Source organism: Stenotrophomonas sp. YJH_SMC_73 (assembly GCF_059370155.1).
In genome coordinates, this window is the sequence record NZ_JCAFTJ010000002.1 from 100,603 (window position 1) to 118,853 (window position 18,251).

The window sequence follows — 18,251 nt, forward strand, 5'->3', positions numbered from 1 at the left end:
GCTAGCGTGCGACGGCCCCATCGGAATCCTGCCCATGACCCTGCCTGACTCCCGTAGACGCTTCCTGCAGCTGGCCGGTGCCAGCCTTGCCGTCGCCGGCAGCGGCCTGCCGCTGCGTGGCCAGGCCCAATCCGCGGCCACCGTCGGTGCGGCCCCTGCCGAAGGCGCGGTACTACTGAACTTCAACGAATGCCCCTACGGCCCCTCCCCCGCTGCCCAGCAGGCGGCGCGCGACAGCATCGCCAGCTGCGGCCGCTACCGCTTCGCCCTGGCGGCACAGGTACGCGATGCCTTCATCGAGCAGGCCCGTATCCCGGCCGACCATGTGCGCCTCTATCCGGGCTCGAGCGAACCGTTGAACCGCGCCGCCACGTTGTGGACCGGCCCGCAGGCGGGACTGGTGGTGGCCGACCCCACCTTCGAGACCCTGGGCGAGGTCGCTGCCGCACATGGTGCACACGTGCAGAAGGTGCCGCTGCGCAATGACGGCGCACACGACCTGCGTGCGATGGTCGCAGCCGCGCATGCGCGCCCGACCGGGCTGCTGTACGTGTGCAATCCGAACAACCCGACCGGTTCGATCAGCCCACCGGATGAGCTCGCCTGGCTGCTGGCCCACAAGCCTGCTTCCACCCGCGTGCTGGTCGACGAGGCCTACCTGCAATACAGCGAGCAGCCCAGCCTGATCGCGCAGGTGGCGCAGCGCGACGATCTGATCGTGCTGCGTACCTTCTCCAAGCTGTACGGCATGGCCGGCCTGCGCCTGGGCCTGGCGGCCGCACATCCCGAGCGTCTGCGCGAGCTGGCCAGCCCCGGCGACAACCCGCTACCGGTGCCCGCGCTGGCGGCGGCGCTGGCCAGCCTGCAGGATCCGCAGCTGATTCCGCAGCGTCGCCTGCAGAACGCCAAGGTGCGCCAGGCCACCATCGCATGGCTGGGCAAGCGTGGTTTCAGCTGCCTGCCGTCGGAAGCGAACTGCTTCGTGGTCGACGTGCAACGCGACGGCAGCACGTTCGCCAAGGCGATGGCCGACAACGGTGTGGTGATCGGGCGCAGCTGGCCGATCTGGCCGCAGCACGTGCGCGTGACCGTCGGCAGCGAGGACGAGATGGCCGCGTTCCGCCGCGCGTTTGCCAAGGTGGCCGGCGTACCGGCGTAGACCCCATCCACGCAGGGCGTGGATCTACTGTTGTGGGTGCCGACCGTTGGTCGGGGTGGGTGCCGACCGTTGGTCGGCACGCCATGGCGCTCACCAGCGCGGGGTCTTGGTCAGCGGCGGCGCCTGGTGCTGGCGGTCGTAGGCGCGCAGCTCGTCACGGATGTGCGCGATGCGCTGGCGACCCAGGGCGTTGCGGCTGTCATCCAGCACCACGCCATCCAGCAGTTCGGCCATGCGCTGCACCGTCGGCAGCATCTTCTCCCAGGCATCCAGCGCGGTCAGCGGCGCCGGCAGGGTCAGGAAGAAGGCGATGGCCGGGGTTTCCATGGCACGGATGTTGGCCATGTCGAAGCTGCCTGGCTTCATGATGCTGGCCATCGAGAAGATCGGCCCGCGCTCGGGATGGCCTTCCACCAGACGGTGGAACACGTTCATGTGGCCGAACACCAGGCCGGTCTTCTCCGCCGCTACCACGATGTCTTCGCCGCGCAGCTGCTCGCCGGCCCGGGCGGCCACGAACAGCGAAACGATCTTGTCGAAATCCTGGGTGGCGCGCTTGCCGAGATCGCTGGCGCCCGGGTCGGTATCGCCCAGGCCGAGTTCGGCCTGTTCGCCTTCCGTGCCCATGCCCGGTTCGACGCGGCCATCGGCCACGACAACGCCATCCTCGCCCAATACCGGTTCGCGGCGCTCGCCGCTGGCCGGTTCCGCGCTTTCCACGCGGCGTCCCTGGGGCTTCTTCTTCGGACGGCCAAACAGGAAGATCGCGGCGATCAACAGCAGGCCGGCGGCCAGGATGCCGATGCGCAACAGTGCCGTGTCGGACATTCGATAGGTTCTCCGGCTAGTTCATTCAGGTAACTAGGATGGCACGTCAGGCCGCGCCCGCCAATCGCGCGGCTTCTTCCAGGTCCACGCTGACCAGGCGGCTGACGCCCGGTTCGCGCATGGTCACGCCCGAGAGCTGGTGCGCGGCCTCCATCGTCGCCTTGTTGTGGCTGACGAACAGGAACTGCACCTTCTCGCTCATTTCCTTGACCATGTTGGCCAGCCGGCCGACGTTGGCTTCGTCCAGCGGCGCGTCCACCTCGTCCAGCAGGCAGAACGGCGCGGGGTTCAGCTGGAAGATGGCGAACACCAGCGCCACTGCCGTCATCGCCTTCTCGCCGCCGGACAGCAGCGAGATGCTGGACACGCGCTTGCCCGGCGGGCGCGCCATGATGGTCACACCGGTGTCGAGCAGGTCTTCACCGGTCAGCTCCAGGTAGGCGTGGCCGCCACCGAACAGGCGCGGGTACAGCGCCTGCACGCCAGCATTGACGCGGTCGAAGGTGTCCTTGAAACGGCCGCGGGTCTCGCGGTCGATCTTGCGGATGGCATCCTCGAGCGTTTCCAGCGCCGTAGTCAGGTCGGTGTGCTGCGAATCCAGGTAATCCGAGCGCTGCGAAGCCTCGCCGTACTCGTGGATGGCGGCCAGGTTGACCGGCTCCAGCCGGCGCATGCGTGCGTCGATCTGATGCACGGCCTGCTCCCAGTCGCCCAGGCGCGCATCCTCGGGCAGTGCGTTGAGCACGTCCTGCAGCACGAAACCGGCCTTCTCCACCGCGCCCTGCAGGGTGTCCGCGCTCAGCACCAGCGCCTGCTGGTCCAGCTTGCGCTGCGAAATACGCTCGCGCTGGGCCAGCGCCTGTTCGTCGCGCTGGTGGCGGGTCTGCTCGTAGTTGCGCAGCTCGGCGTCGATGCCGTCCAGCAGCGTCCGCGCCTCGGTCAGCACGCGATCGGCGCGCACGCGCTCTTCCAGCGCGTTCTGGTGTTCGGCCTGCAGCGCTTCGACCGGCGAATCACCTTCGTCCAGCTGCGAGTGCAGCTCGCCCAGTCGCGAATCCAACTGCCCACGCTGGGTGCCCATGCGCTCCAGCGCCTGGCTCAACGAGGCCAGCTGCGCACGCTGCGATTCCAGGGTCAGGGCCAGCGAATGCGAGCGCTCGCGCACTGCACGGGCAGCATCGCGGGCCAGGTCGCGCGACTCGGTCAGCTGGCGGCGCTCGCCCTCCAGCCGCTGCCGGGTCGACTCCAGGTCACCCATGCTGCTGACCGCGTTCTCCAACCGCGAGCGCGCTTCGCGCGCCTGCGCGTTGTTGGCTTCAATCGTTTCCTGCAGTTGCTTCAGCTCGCCTTCGATGCGGTCGATGCGCGTGCGTGCAGCCTCTACCTTGCCCTGCTGACCCTGCAGCTGGCCAGCCAGCTCGGACACCGCGCGATGGGCCTGGTACAGCGCACGCTGCGCGTCTTCGCGCTGCTGTTCAGCCGCCTGCAGCTGCTCGCGGAAACCGGCCAGCTGTTCTTCCAGCTCGGCCTCGCGGTCCTGCAGCTGCTCGATCTGCTCGCGCAGCTCGTTGATCTCGCGTTCGCGCAGCAGCGCGCCCTGCTGGGCTGCACCGGAGCGCGACACGCGCAGCCAGCCCTGGCCCAGGCGCTCGCCGCTCTGGGTGATGATCGAATCGCCTTCCGGAAGGCTGGACTGCAGGGCCTTCGCCTCGGACAGGTCGCGGGCACCATGCAGGTGCGCCAGCAGGCGACGGATCGCCGCCGGGCCACGCACGCGTGCGGCCAGCGACGTCGGTGCAGCCTTGACCTCGGCATCCGCGCTGGCGACCAGCGCAATGTGGCCGTCGCCGAGTTCGCCGAGGGCGTTGACCAGGCTGCCCGGGTCATCGACCAGCACGCCTTCGATCAGCTGGCCGAGCGCACTTTCCACCGCGTTTTCCCAACCGGCATCGACGTCCAGGCGTTCGCCGACACGTGCCGCCGAATCCAGCCCGCGCGCCTTCAGCCACGCGACGGCCGCGCCCTGCTCCTGGCCCAGCGCGGCCTGCTGCAGGGTTTCCAGCGAGGCCAGGCGACCGCGCAGGCCGTTGGCCTGCTTGCGCAGTTCGGCCAGTTCGTTCTGGCCATTGCGCTGCTGTTCCTGTACGGCCGCCACGCCCTGCTTGCGCAGCTCGACGTCTTCGCTCAGTTCATCCAGCGCGGCCTTCTGCGTGTCGTGCTGCAGGTGCAGCTGCTCGAAGGCCTCTTCCAGCGCGTCCACGTCCAGCCCGGCGCGCTCGGCGGCCAGGGCCTCGCGACGCCGGTCGGCGTCGAGGATCTGCTTGTCCAGGTAGTCCACGCGCGTGCGCTCGACATCACCGGCGCGCGACGCCTCCGAACTCTGCGAGGTGTGCTGCTCCCAGCGCTGCTGCCAACTGGCCAGCCGGTCTTCGGCCTCGCGCAGGCTTTCCTGCTTGATCTCGTTCTCTTCCTGCAGCGCCTCCAGCTGCGGGGTGGCGGCCTCCACTGCCTCGCGCAGCACCCTCAGTTTGGCCTCGTCGCCGCTGATGTGCTGGCCCAGTTCGGCCAGGGCCTGCTGGGTTTCATCGCGCGCCTTGTGCAGGCGCTGCGACAGCTCGCGCTGGTGCTGGATCTGCTGTTCCAGGCGCGCCAGCGTGCTGCCGACCTGGTAGACCGCGGCCTGCGCGGTGTTGAGCGCGTCGGCGGCCTCTTCGCGCCGCGCGCGCGAGGTCTCGATGCGGGCCTCGGCATCACGCTGGTCGGCGATCAGCTGCTGCAGCTTGGTCTCTTCCTGCGACAGGCCTTCGCGCAGCTTCGACAGGCGACCGTCGAGACCACGGAATTCCAGCGCCTTCCACTCGGCATCCTTGACCCGGCGCTCTTCCTGCAGGGCCTGGTACTGCTCGGCCTGCCTGGCCTGGCGCTTGAGGTGTTCGAGCTGCTTGCTGATCTCGTCGCGCAGGTCGCCCAGCCGGTCCAGGTTCTCGCGGGTGTGGCGGATGCGGGTCTCGGTCTCCTTGCGGCGTTCCTTGTACTTGGAGATGCCGGCTGCCTCTTCCAGGTACACGCGCAGGTCTTCCGGGCGCGCCTCGATGATCTGGCTGATCATGCCCTGCTCGATGATCGAGTAGCTGCGCGGGCCCAGGCCGGTGCCGAGGAACAGGTCGGTGATGTCGCGACGGCGGCACTTGGTGCCGTTGAGGTAATAGTTGCTGGTGCCGTCGCGGCTGACCGTGCGCTTGACCGAGATTTCGTTGAACGAGGCGTATTCGCCGGAGATCGTGTGGTCGGAGTTGTCGAAGATCAGCTCGACGGTAGCCTGCGAGACCGGCTTGCGGGCATTGGACCCGGAGAAGATCACGTCGGTCAGCGAGTCGCCACGCAGGCGGCTGGCCGAACTCTCGCCCATGACCCAGCGCACGGCATCGATGATGTTCGACTTGCCGCAGCCATTGGGGCCCACCACGCCGGTCATGTTGGTCGGCAGGTGCAGGGTGGTCGGATCGACGAACGACTTGAAGCCGGACAGCTTGATCGTGGAAAGACGCATAGGGGTTCCGGACTGGGGCCGGCAAGCGGCCTGCGTTTACCCTCCAAGTCATTGATCCTGCTGGGATCGATGCCCGTGGAACGGGTGTGACGCCCTGAGTATACCGATGTGGCCGTGTTCTACGAATGGGCGTGGAACATTGTCCAGCCCCACCCCGTCGGCCGGACGTGGCCGCACGCCACGAAACGGAGCCATAAAACAAAACGGGCACCCTTGCGGGCGCCCGTTCTGCGGTGATGCCAGGCCTTGCGGCGTGGGATCAGGCTTCGGCGACGACGACGACCTTGACGGTGGTCTCGACGTCGGCGTGCAGGTGGATCAGCACGTCGTACTCGCCGATGTTGCGGAAGGCGCCTTCGCCCAGGATGACTTCGCTCTTGCTGACCGGCAGGCCGGCAGCGGTGAAGGCATCGGCGATTTCGCGGGCGCCGACCGAGCCGTACAGCTTGCCTTCGGTCGAAGCGTTGGCCGGGATGGTCACGCTCGCGCCGTCCAGCTTGGCCTTGCGGGCGTCAGCGTCGGCGTGGATGGCCTGGGCCTTGGCTTCGTATTCGGCGCGCTTGGCTTCGAACTCGGCCTTGTTGCTCTCGGTGGCCGGAACGGCCTTGCCCTGCGGCACGAGGAAGTTACGGCCGTAGCCCGGCTTCACGTCGACCAGGTCGCCCAGGTTGCCGAGGTTGGTGACTTTCTGCAGGAGGATCAGCTGCATGGTATTGCTCCAGATGAGTTATTCGTTAGCGAGGCGATGCCCCGCAACAAAGGCTGTCCGAATAGCTGGCACAGCGGGGGCGGCGCCGGGCCGCCCCGCCGGGCATCAGACGTCGTGGTTGTCGGTGTACGGGATCAGGGCCAGGAAGCGAGCGCGCTTGACGGCGGTCGCCAGCTGGCGCTGGTACTTCGACTTGGTACCGGTGACGCGGCTCGGCACGATCTTGCCGTTCTCGGTCAGGTACTGGCGCAGGGTGTTGAGATCCTTGTAGTCGATCTCCTTCACACCTTCAGCCGTGAACTTGCAGAACTTGCGGCGACGGAAGAACTTGGACATGGGAAGGCTCCTTAGGCGGCGGAAGCGGCGTCGTCGCCGGCTTCGTTGTCAGCGGTGGTGGTGGACTCGCCCTCTTCGTCGTCACGACGACGGCGCTCACCGCGCTCCGGCTTGTCACCCTTCTCGTCCTTGCTCTTCATGATCAGCGACTGCTCGGTGTCAGCCTCGTCACGCTTGATGACCAGGTTGCGCAGCACGGCGTCGTTGAAGCGGAAGCTTTCGGTCAGTTCGTTCAGAACGGCCTGGTCGGCTTCGATGTTCATCAGCACGTAGTGGGCCTTCACCAGGTTCTGGATCGGGTACGCCAGCTGGCGGCGGCCCCAGTCTTCCAGACGGTGGATGGTGCCGTTGCCGTTCTCGACCAGCGACTTGTAGCGCTCGATCATGGCCGGGACCTGCTCGCTCTGGTCCGGGTGGACCATGAACACGATTTCGTAATGACGACTCATGTTTTTTCTACCTTTCGGATGTGGCCTTGCGGCCGGACAGCCCCCCGCCGTTGAGACCGCGGTGGGGCAAGGATTCCCGCCGGGAAGGCAGGAAGCCGCGCATTATGCGGCAAGCGGCGCCACCGGGCAACCGGGCGCAAACCGGGCAACCTGAACGGGAGCGCCGGCCCATGTCCGGCACGTGCTCATTCCAGATCGACGTGAAGACGATGCTGGCCGCATTCCAGGCATTGGAACAGGCAGCCGACCATCATCCCGTCCCGGCTCAGATGCTCCAGCACCCAGTCGGCGTCGCGCGGATTGACCGCCGCCACGTCCGGCCGGACCTGGTCGAGGATCGGCAGCAGATCGTCGCTGCCGGCGTAGCCGAGGAAGGCGCAGGGCCGTTCGCAATGGCTCAACCAGACCGATTGCTGCCAGGAGGAGTAGCCCGGGGTGCGCTCGCAGATCTCCAGCAGCAGCTCACGGGCGATGGTCGGCGGCGGATCAGCCGGATCCGGGGATACCCCCTCGATATCGCTCCAGCCGATGAACTCCCCCTCGTAACTGGCCGCAGCCCTGCCATCGGCGATACACCAGGGGCACAGGTAATCCGGGCGCAGGCGGGTGTAGAACGGTCCGCGATAGCGCAGTGCGCGCGCCTGTCCGCAGCAGTCGCAGATCCCCTCGACCTCTTCGAAGGAGAGGTCGTAGGCATTGGGGTGATAGGTGAAAAGCGGTCGTTCCATCCGTGGGGTCCCTGCCGAGCCCAGCGTGCCGACCAAGGTCGGCGCCCACCAGAGCACGCCTGGTCAGCGTCGGGCCATGCCCGGTGGCCGGCCCTCAGGCCTTGTCGGCGTCGGTGGTGAAGCTCTCGCCGCAGCCACACTCGGCGGTGGCGTTCGGGTTGCTGAACGTGAAGGTCTCGCTCAGGCCGTGCTTGCCGAAGTCGATCACGGTGCCGTCCACCAGGGCCAGGCTCTTGGCGTCGACGTAGATCTTCACGCCATCCTGCTCGAACACCGTGTCGCCCTCGCGCTCTTCGCGGGCCAGGTCGGTCACGTGGCCCCAGCCGGAGCAGCCGGTCTTGGTCACGCCGAAACGCAGGCCCAGCGCGCCGGGGGTCTGGGCGACGAAGCGCTGCACGCGCTCGAAGGCAATGGGGGTCAGGCTGACGGCCATGGGGCTACTCCAGAGGTACGGGGACATTATAAGGAGCCGTTGCCACGAAAAATGCCTCGCAAGCAGAACGCTGCAACCGGTAAACTCCCGTGTTCACAGATCGAGTCGATCAGCAGAGGATTCAAGTCATGACGGTGGTCAGCGTTGAACATGCGCTTGCCGGGAAGATCCCGGAAGGCGGCGAAGTCACGGTACGCGGATGGGTGCGCACGGTGCGCGGTTCAGCGAATCTGGCCTTCGTGAATGTGAGCGATGGCTCCTGCTTCGCCCCGATCCAGGTCGTGGCCGGCGACAGCCTGGCCAACTTCGATGAGATCAAGCGCCTGACCAGCGGCTGCTCGGTCATCGCCACCGGCACGCTGGTGAAGTCGCAGGGCAAGGGCCAGTCGTTCGAGATCCAGGCCAGCACGCTGGACGTGGTCGGCTGGGTCGAAGACCCGCTCACCTACCCGATCCAGCCCAAGCCGATGTCGCCGGAGTTCCTGCGCGAAGTGGCGCACCTGCGTCCGCGCACCAACCTGTTCGGCGCGGTCACCCGCATCCGCAACTGCCTGGCCCAGGCCGTGCACCGCTTCTTCCACGAGAACGGCTTCAACTGGATCAGCACCCCGATCATCACCACCTCCGACGCCGAAGGCGCCGGGCAGATGTTCCGTGTGTCCACCCTGGACATGGTGAACCTGCCGCGTGACGAGAAGGGCGCGATCGATTTCAGCCGCGACTTCTTCGGCAAGGAAACCTTCCTGACCGTGTCCGGCCAGCTGAACGTCGAGGCTTACTGCCTGGCGCTGAGCAAGGTCTACACCTTCGGCCCGACCTTCCGCGCCGAGAACAGCCACACCACCCGCCACCTGGCGGAGTTCTGGATGATCGAGCCGGAAATCGCCTTCGCCGACCTGGCCGAAGACGCGCGCCTGGCCGAAGAGTTCCTGAAGTACCTGTTCCGCGCAGTGCTGAACGAACGCAGCGACGACCTGGCCTTCATTGCCGAGCGCGTGGACAAGAACGCGATCACCAAGCTGGAAGATTTCATCAACGCACCGTTCGAGCGCATCGACTACACCGACGCGGTCAGCCTGCTGCAGAAGTCCGGCAGGAAGTTCGACTTCCCGGTCGAATGGGGCCTGGACCTGCAGACCGAGCACGAGCGCTGGCTGACCGAGGAACACGTCGGCCGCCCGGTGGTGGTGACCAACTATCCGGAGCACATCAAGGCCTTCTACATGCGCCTGAACGACGACGGCAGGACCGTTGCCGCGATGGACGTGCTGGCCCCGGGCATCGGCGAGATCATCGGCGGCAGCCAGCGCGAAGAGCGCCTGGACGTGCTGGACGCGCGCATGGCCCAGTTCGGCCTGGATCGCGAGCACTACAGCTGGTACCGCGATTTCCGCCGCTATGGTTCGGTGCCGCACGCCGGCTTCGGCCTGGGCTTCGAACGCCTGGTGGTGTACGTCTGCGGGCTGTCCAACATCCGCGATGCGATCCCGTACCCGCGCGCGCCGGGCAGCGCGGACTTCTAAGCCCCACACGACCACGGAGGTACCGCCCCCATGACCCTGTTCTTCGCCCTCTGTTTCGTCGGCGTTGCAGTGGCCGGGTTCAGTGCCTTCGTGATCTTCTGGCCGCTGACCCTGGTGCACGTGCGCGACCGCCATCCGGCGCTCGCCGCGCGCTTCGGCAGCGGCGCCTTCCTCAAGCCCGATGCCCTGGCCTGGCTGCTGCGACGCGACTATCGGCAGCAACCGGACCGCTCGCTGTCCGGGCTGGCGACACCGGCCTGGGTATCGCTGCTGACCCTGCTGGCCGGACTGGGCATGGCCGCCCTGCTCTGGCTGGCCTCGCTCTGGTAATACGCTCATGAATGACATCACCGCCTCGCGCGACAGCTGGTGGCTGGCCAGCCTCGGCAACACCCTCATCTGGGCGCGCCTGCGCGTTCGCCCGGCCGGCACCGCCGAAGTGCTCGACAGCGATGGCAACACGCTGAGCTACGACAGCGAAGACACCGCCCGTTCGCAGTTGTTCGACGCCGAGTTCGTCGAGTACGACGGCCTGGACGAGGAGGACGCACTGGTGCGCGGCTTCAGCCTGCACGAAGTGCAGCCGCCGCAGGCCGACAGCGACGAGGGCCTGCGTGGCCGCATGATCCAGTCACTCGGCGGGCGCGCCTGACCCCTGCATGTTCACCCCGCGCGCCTTCGCCGAGACCGACCTGCTCTGGCTGGACCGCCTGCTGGCGCGCGACCCGTTCGTTACCGTGCTCACCCCCGGCAGCGATGGCCTGCCGGAGCTGACCCGGATGCCGGTGCTGTACCGGCGTGACGGCGACCAGATCGAACTGCGCGGCCACTGGGCCCGCGCCAACCCGCAGTCGCGCCACAGCGGCGCGGCCAAGGTGCTGGTCGATGGACCGCACGGTTACGTCTCCGCCAGCTGGTATCCGGACAAGGAGCCCGCCGCGCGGGTACCCACCTGGAACTACGCTGCTGCCGAGCTGCGTGGCCAGCTGCAGACCTTCGACGATGCCGGCGCGCTGGCGGAGCTGGTCGGCGCGATCAGCGACCGCTTCGAAGCCAGCGTCGGCCAGGCCTGGCAGTTCGATGCCACGCGTGCCGAACATGGCCCGGAGCTGCGCGCCATCGTCGGCTTCCGTTTCCAGGTCGAACATGTGCAGATGAAGCTCAAGCTGAGCCAGAACCATCCCGACGCCAACCAGCGTGCGGTGATCGCCGAACTGGAACAGCTGGGCACCCCCTCTTCCACCGAGTTGGCGCAGTGGATGCGCTGGCACCGCGAACAGGCCGCCCGCAGCGACTGAACGCCGCAGATTCCCGCGACGACGCAGCCGGACGGCTGCGGCGCGCCCCCACCCGACGCCAGGGACCCGAACATGAAAGACATCCACAAGCTGCTGCAGAACAACCGCGACTGGGCCGACCGGATCGAGAAGGAAGACCCCGAGTTCTTCCACCAGCTGGCCAAGCAGCAGCACCCGGAATACCTGTGGATCGGCTGCTCCGATTCGCGCGTGCCGGCCAACCAGATCATCGGCATGGCCCCGGGCGAAGTGTTCGTGCACCGCAACGTCGCCAACGTGGTCGCGCACACCGACCTGAACTGCCTGAGCGTGGTGCAGTATGCGGTGGACCAGCTGAAGGTGAAGCACATCCTGATCGTTGGCCACTACGGCTGCGGCGGTGTGCATGCCTGCCTGCACAACACCCGCGTCGGCCTGGCCGACAACTGGCTGCGCCACGTCGGTGACGTGATGCAGAAGCACACTGGCATCCTCGATGCGATCGAGACCGATGAGCTCAAGCACGCGCGCCTGTGCGAACTGAACGTGATCGAGCAGGTGGCCAACCTGTGCCGCTCGACCATCGTGCAGGATGCGTGGGCCCGCGGCCAGAAGCTGATGGTGCATGGCTGGGTCTACAGCCTGAAGGACGGACGCGTGCGCGAGATGGGCATCGACGTCGGTTCGCAGGAAGAGCTGCAGCCTGCATATGAAAAGGCCCTGTCCTACATCCCGCGCAAGGGCAAGCGCGACTGATCCCTTACGGATGACCATCATGCTCGCTTCGCCGATCAACCTGCACGCCTGGATCGAAGAGAACCGCCACCTGCTGAAGCCGCCGGTGGGCAACAAGATGATCGACAACGGCGATTTCATCGTGATGGTGGTCGGCGGGCCGAATTCGCGCACCGACTATCACTACGACGAAGGCCCCGAGTGGTTCTACCAGCTCGAAGGCGAGATGGTGCTGAAGGTGCAGGAAGACGGCGCGGTGCGCGACATCCCGATCCGCGCCGGCGAGATCTTCCTGCTGCCGGCAAAGGTTCCGCACTCGCCGCGCCGCCCGCCCGGTGGCATCGGCCTGGTGGTCGAGCGCAAGCGCCTGCCGCACGAGATGGACGGCGTGATCTGGCACTGCGAGCGCTGCAACCACAAGCTGCACGAAGAGTTCTTCCCGCTGCAGAACATCGAGACCGACCTGCCCAAGGTGTTTGCGCGCTACCACGCCAGCCTGGAGCTGCGTACCTGCAGCCAGTGCGGGCACGTGGATCCGCTGCCCGCGCCGGCGGTGGGCTGAACGGTCGCCGGGCATGGCCCTTGTAGAGCCGAGCCCATGCTCGGCTGCCGGGCCGCGAAGCCGAGCATGGGCTCGGCTCTACAGTTCAACCGGCGCGCAGGCGTTCAGGGCGTCGGTCCCACCATCCCAGGCGCTACACTGGCGGTCCCGTTGCAGCCTGTTGCCCGACCATGTCCGACCTGCTCAGCCGCACCCACGCCATCGCCCTGGACGCCGCCGATCCGCTGCGCCCGCTGCGCAGTGAATTCCTGATTCCGCGCCATGAGGGCGGCGAGCAGACCTACTTCGTGGGCAACTCGCTGGGCCTGCAGCCGCGCGGCGCGCAGGCAGCGGTGCAGGAAGTGATGAAGCAGTGGGGCGAACTGGCGGTGGAAGGCCACTTCACCGGCCCGACGCAATGGCTGTCCTACCACCGCCTGGTGAGCGCGCAGCTGGCCCGCGTGGTTGGCGCGCTGCCCAGCGAAGTGGTGGCGATGAACACGCTGAGCGTAAACCTGCACCTGATGATGGTCAGCTTCTACCGGCCGACCACGCAGCGCCCGGTGATCCTGATGGAAGCCGGCGCGTTCCCGACCGATCGCCACGCGGTGGAAGCCCAGATCCGCTTCCATGGCTTCGACCCGGCCGAGTGCCTGGTGGAAGTGCAGCCGGACGAAGCCAACGGCACGATTTCACTGAACGCCATCGAGCGCGCCATGACCGAACACGGCCCGCGCCTGGCACTGGTGCTGTGGCCTGGCGTGCAGTACCGCACCGGCCAGGCCTTCGACCTCGATGCGATCACCCGCGCCGCCCGCCTGCAGGGCGCACGCATCGGCTTCGACCTGGCGCACTCGGTCGGCAACCTGCCGCTGCGCCTGCATGACGTGGCCCCCGATTTCGCCGTGTGGTGCCATTACAAGTACCTCAACAGCGGCCCGGGCGCAGTGGCTGGCGCCTTCGTGCACGAGCGCCACCACCGCGATACCACCCTGCCACGCTTTGCTGGCTGGTGGGGCCATGAGGAAGCCACCCGCTTCCAGATGGCGCCGCAGTTCACCCCGGCCATCGGCGCCGAGGGTTGGCAGCTGAGCAATCCACCGATTCTCGGCCTGGCACCGCTGCGTGCCTCGCTGGACCTGTTCGAGCGCGCCGGCATGGAGGCGCTGCGCAGCAAATCGCTGGCGCTCACCGGCATGCTCGAAGCACTGGTGCGCGCGCGCCTGCCGCAGGTGCTGGACATCATCACCCCGGCCGATCCGCAGCGCCGCGGCTGCCAGTTGTCGCTGCGCGTGATCGGTGGCCGCGAGCGTGGCCGCGCACTGTTCGAGCACCTGCGCGGCATCGGTGTGCTCGGCGACTGGCGCGAACCCGACGTGATCCGCATCTCGCCCACCCCGCTCTACAACCGCTACCTGGACGTGCACCACTTCGTCGAGGAAGTGGAAGCCTGGGCCGGCCTTTGAGCCGGTCCCTCCCCTGCTGCTGGACAGTTCGTTGATCGCACATGCTTCCCGCTCGTTGAGCATTATCGGTGCCGGCCTGGCCGGGTCCCTGCTGGCCATCCTGCTGTCGCGGCAAGGCTGGCGCATCACCCTGTACGAACGCCGCGGTGATCCGCGCGTGGCTGATTACGAGAGTGGCCGCTCGATCAACCTGGCATTGGCCGAGCGTGGGCGCAATGCGCTGCGCCAGGCGGGTGTGGAGGACGAAGTGATGGCACGCGCGGTGATGATGCGCGGCCGCATGGTGCACCCCCGCGACGGCGAACCGCAGCTGCAGCGCTATGGCCGTGATGACAGCGAAGTGATCTGGTCGATCCACCGCAGCGATCTGAACACCACGTTGCTGGAACTGGCCGAGCAGGCCGGCGCCACCGTGCACTTCCATCGGCGCCTGCACACCGTTGATTTCGACGCCGGTTACGCGCGTTTCATCGATGACCGCGACGACAGCCCGCACGACATCCGCTTCGACACCCTGATCGGTGCCGACGGCGCCGGTTCGGCCCTGCGCGCGGCGATGAACCGCCGTGCCCCGCTGGGCGAGGACATCGCCTTCCTCGACCACTCCTACAAGGAGCTGGAGATCCCTCCGGCCGCCGACGGCAGCTTCCGAATCGAGCGCAACGCGCTGCACATCTGGCCACGCGGCCATTACATGTGCATCGCCCTGCCCAACCACGAAGGCACCTTCACCGTCACCCTGTTCCTGCCCAACCAGGGCGATCCCAGCTTCGCCACGGTCAACACCGGCGCGCAGGCCGAGGCGCTGTTCGCGCGGGAGTTCGCCGACACCCTGCCGCTGATCCCGAACCTGCGCGCGGACTGGGAACAGCACCCGCCGGGGCTGCTCGGCACGCTCACCCTGGAGCGCTGGCACCAGCACGGTCGCGCCGTACTGATCGGCGATGCCGCGCATGCGATGGTGCCGTTCCACGGCCAGGGCATGAACTGCGCGTTCGAGGACTGCGTTGCGCTGGCCCGCCACCTGATGGAAGCGGATGACCTGGAAGGCGCGTTCGCCGCGTTCGAATCCGAGCGCAAGCCGAATGCACGTGCCATCCAGCAGATGGCGCTGGAGAACTACCTGGAGATGCGCGACCGTGTCGCCGATCCTGCGTTCCTGCTGCAGCGCGAACTGGAGCAGGAACTGCAGCGGCGCTGGCCGACCCGCTTCGTGCCGCACTACACGATGGTCACCTTCCTGCACACACCTTACGCCGAGGCGCTGCGCCGCACCGAACTGCAACGCGACATGCTGGTGGCCGCCACCACCGGTCACGATTCACTGGACAACATCGACTGGGCCGCGCTGGAAGCGCAGATCCACGCGCAGCTGCCGGTCCTGGAGGGCGCGCACTGATGGCCGACAGCTTCCTGTTCTACGACCTGGAAACCTTCGGCCAGGACCCGCGGCGCACGCGCATCTCGCAGTACGCCGCGATCCGTACCGATGCCGACCTCAACGAGATCGATACGCCGGTCAGCTTCTTCGTGCGCCCGGCCGATGACCTGCTGCCCTCACCGATGGCCACCCTGGTTACCGGCATCACCCCGCAGCAGGCCCTGGCCGAGGGCATCAGCGAGGCCGAGGCCTTCGACCGCATCAACGAACAGCTGTCGCGCCCCGGCACCTGCGTGCTGGGCTACAACACGCTGCGCTTCGACGATGAATTCGTCCGCTACGGGCTGTTCCGCAATTTCCACGACCCGTACGAGCGCGAGTGGCGCAACGGCAATTCGCGCTGGGACCTGCTGGACATGCTGCGCCTGATGCGCGCGATGCGCCCGGACGGCATCCAGTGGCCGCTGCGCGAGGACGGCGCCACCTCGTTCAAGCTCGAGCACCTGGCCGAGGCCAACAACGTGCGCGAGGGCGATGCGCACGAAGCGCTGTCCGACGTACGTGCCACCATCGGCATGGCACGCCTGTTCAAGCAGTCGCAGCCGCGCCTGTGGGAGTACGCGCTGAAGCTGCGTGACAAGCGCTTCGTCGGCGGCCTGCTGGACGTGGCCGCGATGAAGCCGGTACTGCACATTTCCATGCGCTACCCGGCCAGTCGCCTGTGCGCGGCGCCAGTACTGCCGCTGGCCGTGCACCCCACCATCAACAACCGGGTGATCGTGTTCGACCTTGAAGGCGAGATCGACGACCTGCTGGAACTGCCGGCCGAGGTGATCGCACAGCGCCTTTACCTGCGCGCCAGCGAGCTGCCCGAAGGCGTGGCGCGGGTGCCGCTGAAGGAAGTGCATCTGAACAAGGTGCCAGCGCTGATCGCCTGGAACCACCTGCGCGCCGATGACCACGCGCGCCTCGGCCTGGACGTGGCCGCGATCGAGGCCAAGGTGGAACGGCTGCGCGCGTTCGCCCCGCAGCTGGCCGAGAAGGCGCGCCAGGTCTACAACCAGCCCCGCGTCGCCACCGTGGCCGACGTCGATGCCTCGCTGTACGACGGTTTCCTCGGCAACGGCGACAAACCGCTGCTTGCGCTGGCACGCACCACCGCGCCCGAGCAGCTGGCCGCGCTGGAAGGCCGTTTCCGCGACCCGCGCCTGCCGGAGCTGCTGTTCCGCTACCGCGCGCGCAACCACCCCGACAGCCTCGCGCCGGCGGAACGCCAGCGCTGGCAGGATTACCGCCGCCAGCGCCTGCTCGGCGACGGCGGGCTGGGCGAACTCAACCTGCCCCAGTACCGGCAGCAGCTCGATGCACTGGCCGCCGAAGCGCCCGACGATGCGCGGCGCCAGGCCCTGCTGCAATCGCTGCGCGACTGGGGCCAGCACCTGCAGGAGACACTGTGAGCACCTACTTCTCGGACGCCAGTTTCAGGTTCCTGCGCAGCCTGGCGCGGCACAACGACAAGGCCTGGTTCAACGACCACCGCCAGCAGTATGAAGACCACGTACGGCAGCCGTTCCTGCGCCTGCTGGGCGACCTGCAACCGGCCCTGGCCGAGGTCAGCGACCATTTCCGTGCCGATACGCGCGGCGTCGGTGGCTCGCTGTTCCGCATCCACCGCGACGCGCGCTTCTCCAACGACAAGTCACCGTACAAGACCTGGCAGGGCGCACGCCTGTTCCATGAGCGCCGCCGTGAAGTAGCCGCGCCTTCGTTCTACGTGCACCTGCAGCCGGGCGAGAGCTTCGTCGGTGCCGGCCTGTGGCATCCGGAACCGGAAACCCAGCGCCGCGTGCGCCACTTCATCCTCGACAACCCGGGCAGCTGGAAGGCCGCCGCGCACGCACCGGGCCTGCGCAAGCGCTTCGATTTCGAGGAGAGCGAAAAGCTGGTGCGTCCGCCGCGTGGCTTCCCCGCCGACTTCGAGTTCATCGACGACCTCAAGCACCGCAACTGGGTGATGTGGCGCTCGCTGGACGACGCCACCATGACCGGTCCGCGCCTGCTGTCCACGCTGGGCAAGGATCTGGCCGCGCTCGGCCCGTTCGTCGACTACCTGTGCGCGGCGCTGGACCTGGAATTCTGATGCCATTGGCACAGCAACGCCGCACGCTGGGCCGCACCGGCCTGGCGGTTTCGCCGGTGGGCCTGGGCTGTTCCGGCTTCTGGGGGCATCGCCGATTCCCGGAACAATCGGCCGCGAACGTGGTCGAGCATGCACTGGCACAGGGCGTGAACCTGTTGGACACCGGCCACAACTACTCCGGTTTCCACGCCGAGCCGCGGCTGGGCCGCATCCTGCGCCCGTTGCTGAAACAATACCCGCGCGACGCGCTGGTGATTTCCAGCAAAGGCGGCACGCTGACCGGCCAGGCCGGCGTCAGCGGCGCCGAGCAACGCAATTTCTCGCCGGCAGCCATCATCGCCAGCTGCGAGGCTTCGCTGCGCAATCTCGGCCTGGATCACCTGGACATCTACCAGTTGCACGGCGCCAGCGAGCACGACATCAACGACGACCTGCTGGCCGCGCTGCAGCGCCTGCGCGAACGCGGGTTGATCCGGCACACCGGCATCAACACCCACTCGGCCTCGACCCTGCGCTGGATGATCGCCCATCCCGACGCCTTCGATGTGGTGCTGCTGGACTACAACGCCCTGCAGCAGGACCGCGAACCGCTGATCGACCAGTTGCAGGCGGTAGGCATCGGCGTGCTGGCCGGGACCGTGCTGGCGCAGGGCCACCTGCTGCCCGCGCGCCCGCGCCTGCCACGGCTGGCCGATGGCTGGTACCTGGCGCGCGCCTGGCTGAAGCCCAGCAGCCGCCAGCTGATGCGCAGTGCCCGCCAGATGCGCCGGGCAGTGGCCGCGATCCGCAGCCAACGCCCGGCCCAGACCGCCTTCGCCTATGCGCTGGGCCATCCCGGCGTGGCCAGCGGCATCCTTGGCACCACCCGTACCCGCAGCCTCGACGAGGTGCTGGCGACGCGGCTGGAAGCGCTGACCCCGGCCGAACGGCAACAGCTGGTCGATGCCTTCGGTGACGGCCGTGGCTCGCCCAGTCATTGAGTCTTCACCCGGCACT

At 67.6% G+C, this 18,251-nt stretch carries 19 protein-coding genes; 12 read left to right on the plus strand and 7 right to left on the minus strand.

Annotated elements, in window-relative coordinates:
• Positions 1 to 34 precede the first annotated feature (34 nt).
• On the plus strand, positions 35 to 1,159 hold the full coding sequence (locus tag AC5P8R_RS03715; RefSeq protein WP_049420860.1) for a pyridoxal phosphate-dependent aminotransferase: 1,125 nt from the start codon (positions 35 to 37) through the stop codon (positions 1,157 to 1,159).
• 90 nt (positions 1,160 to 1,249) lie between these two features.
• Here the strand turns inward: AC5P8R_RS03715 and zipA are convergent, their stop codons facing one another.
• From zipA to AC5P8R_RS03750, 7 genes are all read right to left on the minus strand, one after another.
• Positions 1,250 to 1,987 carry a cell division protein ZipA gene (zipA, locus tag AC5P8R_RS03720; RefSeq protein WP_014647658.1) on the minus strand — a complete coding sequence of 246 codons (738 nt, stop codon included), beginning with the start codon at positions 1,985 to 1,987 and terminating at the stop codon, positions 1,250 to 1,252.
• Positions 1,988 to 2,033: 46 nt separating this feature from the next.
• Positions 2,034 to 5,537, minus strand: a complete 3,504-nt coding sequence (gene smc / locus AC5P8R_RS03725; RefSeq protein WP_495223004.1) for a chromosome segregation protein SMC — start codon at positions 5,535 to 5,537, stop codon at positions 2,034 to 2,036.
• Positions 5,538 to 5,796: 259 nt separating this feature from the next.
• The gene (gene rplI / locus AC5P8R_RS03730; RefSeq protein ID WP_014647660.1) at positions 5,797 to 6,246 is read right to left on the minus strand and encodes a 50S ribosomal protein L9; all 450 of its coding nucleotides are present in this window, start codon (positions 6,244 to 6,246) and stop codon (positions 5,797 to 5,799) included.
• 105 nt (positions 6,247 to 6,351) lie between these two features.
• Positions 6,352 to 6,582, minus strand: a complete 231-nt coding sequence (gene rpsR, locus AC5P8R_RS03735; protein WP_002804494.1) for a 30S ribosomal protein S18 — start codon at positions 6,580 to 6,582, stop codon at positions 6,352 to 6,354.
• A gap of 11 nt (positions 6,583 to 6,593) precedes the next feature.
• Positions 6,594 to 7,031, minus strand: a complete 438-nt coding sequence (rpsF, locus tag AC5P8R_RS03740) for a 30S ribosomal protein S6 (protein ID WP_006452997.1) — start codon at positions 7,029 to 7,031, stop codon at positions 6,594 to 6,596.
• Between the two features lie 185 nt (positions 7,032 to 7,216).
• Entirely contained in the window at positions 7,217 to 7,759 is a 543-nt protein-coding gene (locus AC5P8R_RS03745) for a CbrC family protein (protein ID WP_014647661.1), read from the minus strand.
• Positions 7,760 to 7,853: 94 nt separating this feature from the next.
• Positions 7,854 to 8,192 (minus strand): HesB/IscA family protein, encoded by a 339-nt coding sequence (locus tag AC5P8R_RS03750; protein WP_014647662.1) that lies wholly within the window; start codon positions 8,190 to 8,192, stop codon positions 7,854 to 7,856.
• A gap of 128 nt (positions 8,193 to 8,320) precedes the next feature.
• Between AC5P8R_RS03750 and asnS the strand changes: the two genes are divergently transcribed.
• From asnS to AC5P8R_RS03805, 11 genes are all read left to right on the plus strand, one after another.
• Positions 8,321 to 9,715: an asparagine--tRNA ligase gene (asnS, locus tag AC5P8R_RS03755; protein WP_014647663.1), complete on the plus strand. Its 1,395-nt coding sequence runs from the start codon at positions 8,321 to 8,323 to the stop codon at positions 9,713 to 9,715.
• 30 nt (positions 9,716 to 9,745) lie between these two features.
• Positions 9,746 to 10,045, plus strand: a complete 300-nt coding sequence (locus tag AC5P8R_RS03760; RefSeq protein WP_005410232.1) for a hypothetical protein — start codon at positions 9,746 to 9,748, stop codon at positions 10,043 to 10,045.
• Positions 10,046 to 10,052: 7 nt separating this feature from the next.
• Positions 10,053 to 10,367 carry a hypothetical protein gene (locus tag AC5P8R_RS03765; protein WP_006453002.1) on the plus strand — a complete coding sequence of 105 codons (315 nt, stop codon included), beginning with the start codon at positions 10,053 to 10,055 and terminating at the stop codon, positions 10,365 to 10,367.
• 7 nt (positions 10,368 to 10,374) lie between these two features.
• The gene (locus tag AC5P8R_RS03770) at positions 10,375 to 11,013 is read left to right on the plus strand and encodes an FMN-binding negative transcriptional regulator (protein ID WP_014647665.1); all 639 of its coding nucleotides are present in this window, start codon (positions 10,375 to 10,377) and stop codon (positions 11,011 to 11,013) included.
• A gap of 72 nt (positions 11,014 to 11,085) precedes the next feature.
• Positions 11,086 to 11,748, plus strand: a complete 663-nt coding sequence (gene can / locus AC5P8R_RS03775; RefSeq protein ID WP_010480460.1) for a carbonate dehydratase — start codon at positions 11,086 to 11,088, stop codon at positions 11,746 to 11,748.
• Positions 11,749 to 11,767: 19 nt separating this feature from the next.
• Positions 11,768 to 12,289, plus strand: coding sequence for a 3-hydroxyanthranilate 3,4-dioxygenase (locus AC5P8R_RS03780; RefSeq protein WP_049442510.1), 522 nt, complete (start codon positions 11,768 to 11,770; stop codon positions 12,287 to 12,289).
• 170 nt (positions 12,290 to 12,459) lie between these two features.
• Positions 12,460 to 13,734, plus strand: coding sequence for a kynureninase (gene kynU, locus AC5P8R_RS03785; protein ID WP_014647667.1), 1,275 nt, complete (start codon positions 12,460 to 12,462; stop codon positions 13,732 to 13,734).
• A gap of 31 nt (positions 13,735 to 13,765) precedes the next feature.
• Positions 13,766 to 15,133, plus strand: coding sequence for an FAD-dependent oxidoreductase (locus tag AC5P8R_RS03790; protein ID WP_495223005.1), 1,368 nt, complete (start codon positions 13,766 to 13,768; stop codon positions 15,131 to 15,133).
• Positions 15,133 to 16,572: an exodeoxyribonuclease I gene (gene sbcB / locus AC5P8R_RS03795; RefSeq protein WP_014647669.1), complete on the plus strand. Its 1,440-nt coding sequence runs from the start codon at positions 15,133 to 15,135 to the stop codon at positions 16,570 to 16,572. The genes AC5P8R_RS03790 and sbcB overlap by 1 nt, the downstream gene beginning before the upstream one ends.
• A complete protein-coding gene (locus tag AC5P8R_RS03800; protein ID WP_046431548.1) occupies positions 16,569 to 17,255 on the plus strand; it encodes a DUF2461 domain-containing protein in 687 nt (228 codons plus the stop codon). Before sbcB ends, AC5P8R_RS03800 begins: the two co-directional genes overlap by 4 nt.
• A complete protein-coding gene (locus tag AC5P8R_RS03805) occupies positions 17,255 to 18,235 on the plus strand; it encodes an aldo/keto reductase (RefSeq protein WP_014647671.1) in 981 nt (326 codons plus the stop codon). Before AC5P8R_RS03800 ends, AC5P8R_RS03805 begins: the two co-directional genes overlap by 1 nt.
• Positions 18,236 to 18,251 lie beyond the last annotated feature (16 nt).

Excerpts from the sequence above, each read along its gene's own strand:
- AC5P8R_RS03715 (WP_049420860.1), top strand. The coding sequence starts at position 35 with ATGACCCTGCCTGACTCCCGTAGACGCTTCCTGCAGCTGGCCGGTGCC.
- zipA (WP_014647658.1), bottom strand. The coding sequence starts at position 1,987 with ATGTCCGACACGGCACTGTTGCGCATCGGCATCCTGGCCGCCGGCCTG.
- smc (WP_495223004.1), bottom strand. The coding sequence starts at position 5,537 with ATGCGTCTTTCCACGATCAAGCTGTCCGGCTTCAAGTCGTTCGTCGAT.
- rplI (WP_014647660.1), bottom strand. The coding sequence starts at position 6,246 with ATGCAGCTGATCCTCCTGCAGAAAGTCACCAACCTCGGCAACCTGGGC.
- rpsR (WP_002804494.1), bottom strand. The coding sequence starts at position 6,582 with ATGTCCAAGTTCTTCCGTCGCCGCAAGTTCTGCAAGTTCACGGCTGAA.
- rpsF (WP_006452997.1), bottom strand. The coding sequence starts at position 7,031 with ATGAGTCGTCATTACGAAATCGTGTTCATGGTCCACCCGGACCAGAGC.
- AC5P8R_RS03745 (WP_014647661.1), bottom strand. The coding sequence starts at position 7,759 with ATGGAACGACCGCTTTTCACCTATCACCCCAATGCCTACGACCTCTCC.
- AC5P8R_RS03750 (WP_014647662.1), bottom strand. The coding sequence starts at position 8,192 with ATGGCCGTCAGCCTGACCCCCATTGCCTTCGAGCGCGTGCAGCGCTTC.
- asnS (WP_014647663.1), top strand. The coding sequence starts at position 8,321 with ATGACGGTGGTCAGCGTTGAACATGCGCTTGCCGGGAAGATCCCGGAA.
- AC5P8R_RS03760 (WP_005410232.1), top strand. The coding sequence starts at position 9,746 with ATGACCCTGTTCTTCGCCCTCTGTTTCGTCGGCGTTGCAGTGGCCGGG.
- AC5P8R_RS03765 (WP_006453002.1), top strand. The coding sequence starts at position 10,053 with ATGAATGACATCACCGCCTCGCGCGACAGCTGGTGGCTGGCCAGCCTC.
- AC5P8R_RS03770 (WP_014647665.1), top strand. The coding sequence starts at position 10,375 with ATGTTCACCCCGCGCGCCTTCGCCGAGACCGACCTGCTCTGGCTGGAC.
- can (WP_010480460.1), top strand. The coding sequence starts at position 11,086 with ATGAAAGACATCCACAAGCTGCTGCAGAACAACCGCGACTGGGCCGAC.
- AC5P8R_RS03780 (WP_049442510.1), top strand. The coding sequence starts at position 11,768 with ATGCTCGCTTCGCCGATCAACCTGCACGCCTGGATCGAAGAGAACCGC.
- kynU (WP_014647667.1), top strand. The coding sequence starts at position 12,460 with ATGTCCGACCTGCTCAGCCGCACCCACGCCATCGCCCTGGACGCCGCC.
- sbcB (WP_014647669.1), top strand. The coding sequence starts at position 15,133 with ATGGCCGACAGCTTCCTGTTCTACGACCTGGAAACCTTCGGCCAGGAC.
- AC5P8R_RS03805 (WP_014647671.1), top strand. The coding sequence starts at position 17,255 with ATGCCATTGGCACAGCAACGCCGCACGCTGGGCCGCACCGGCCTGGCG.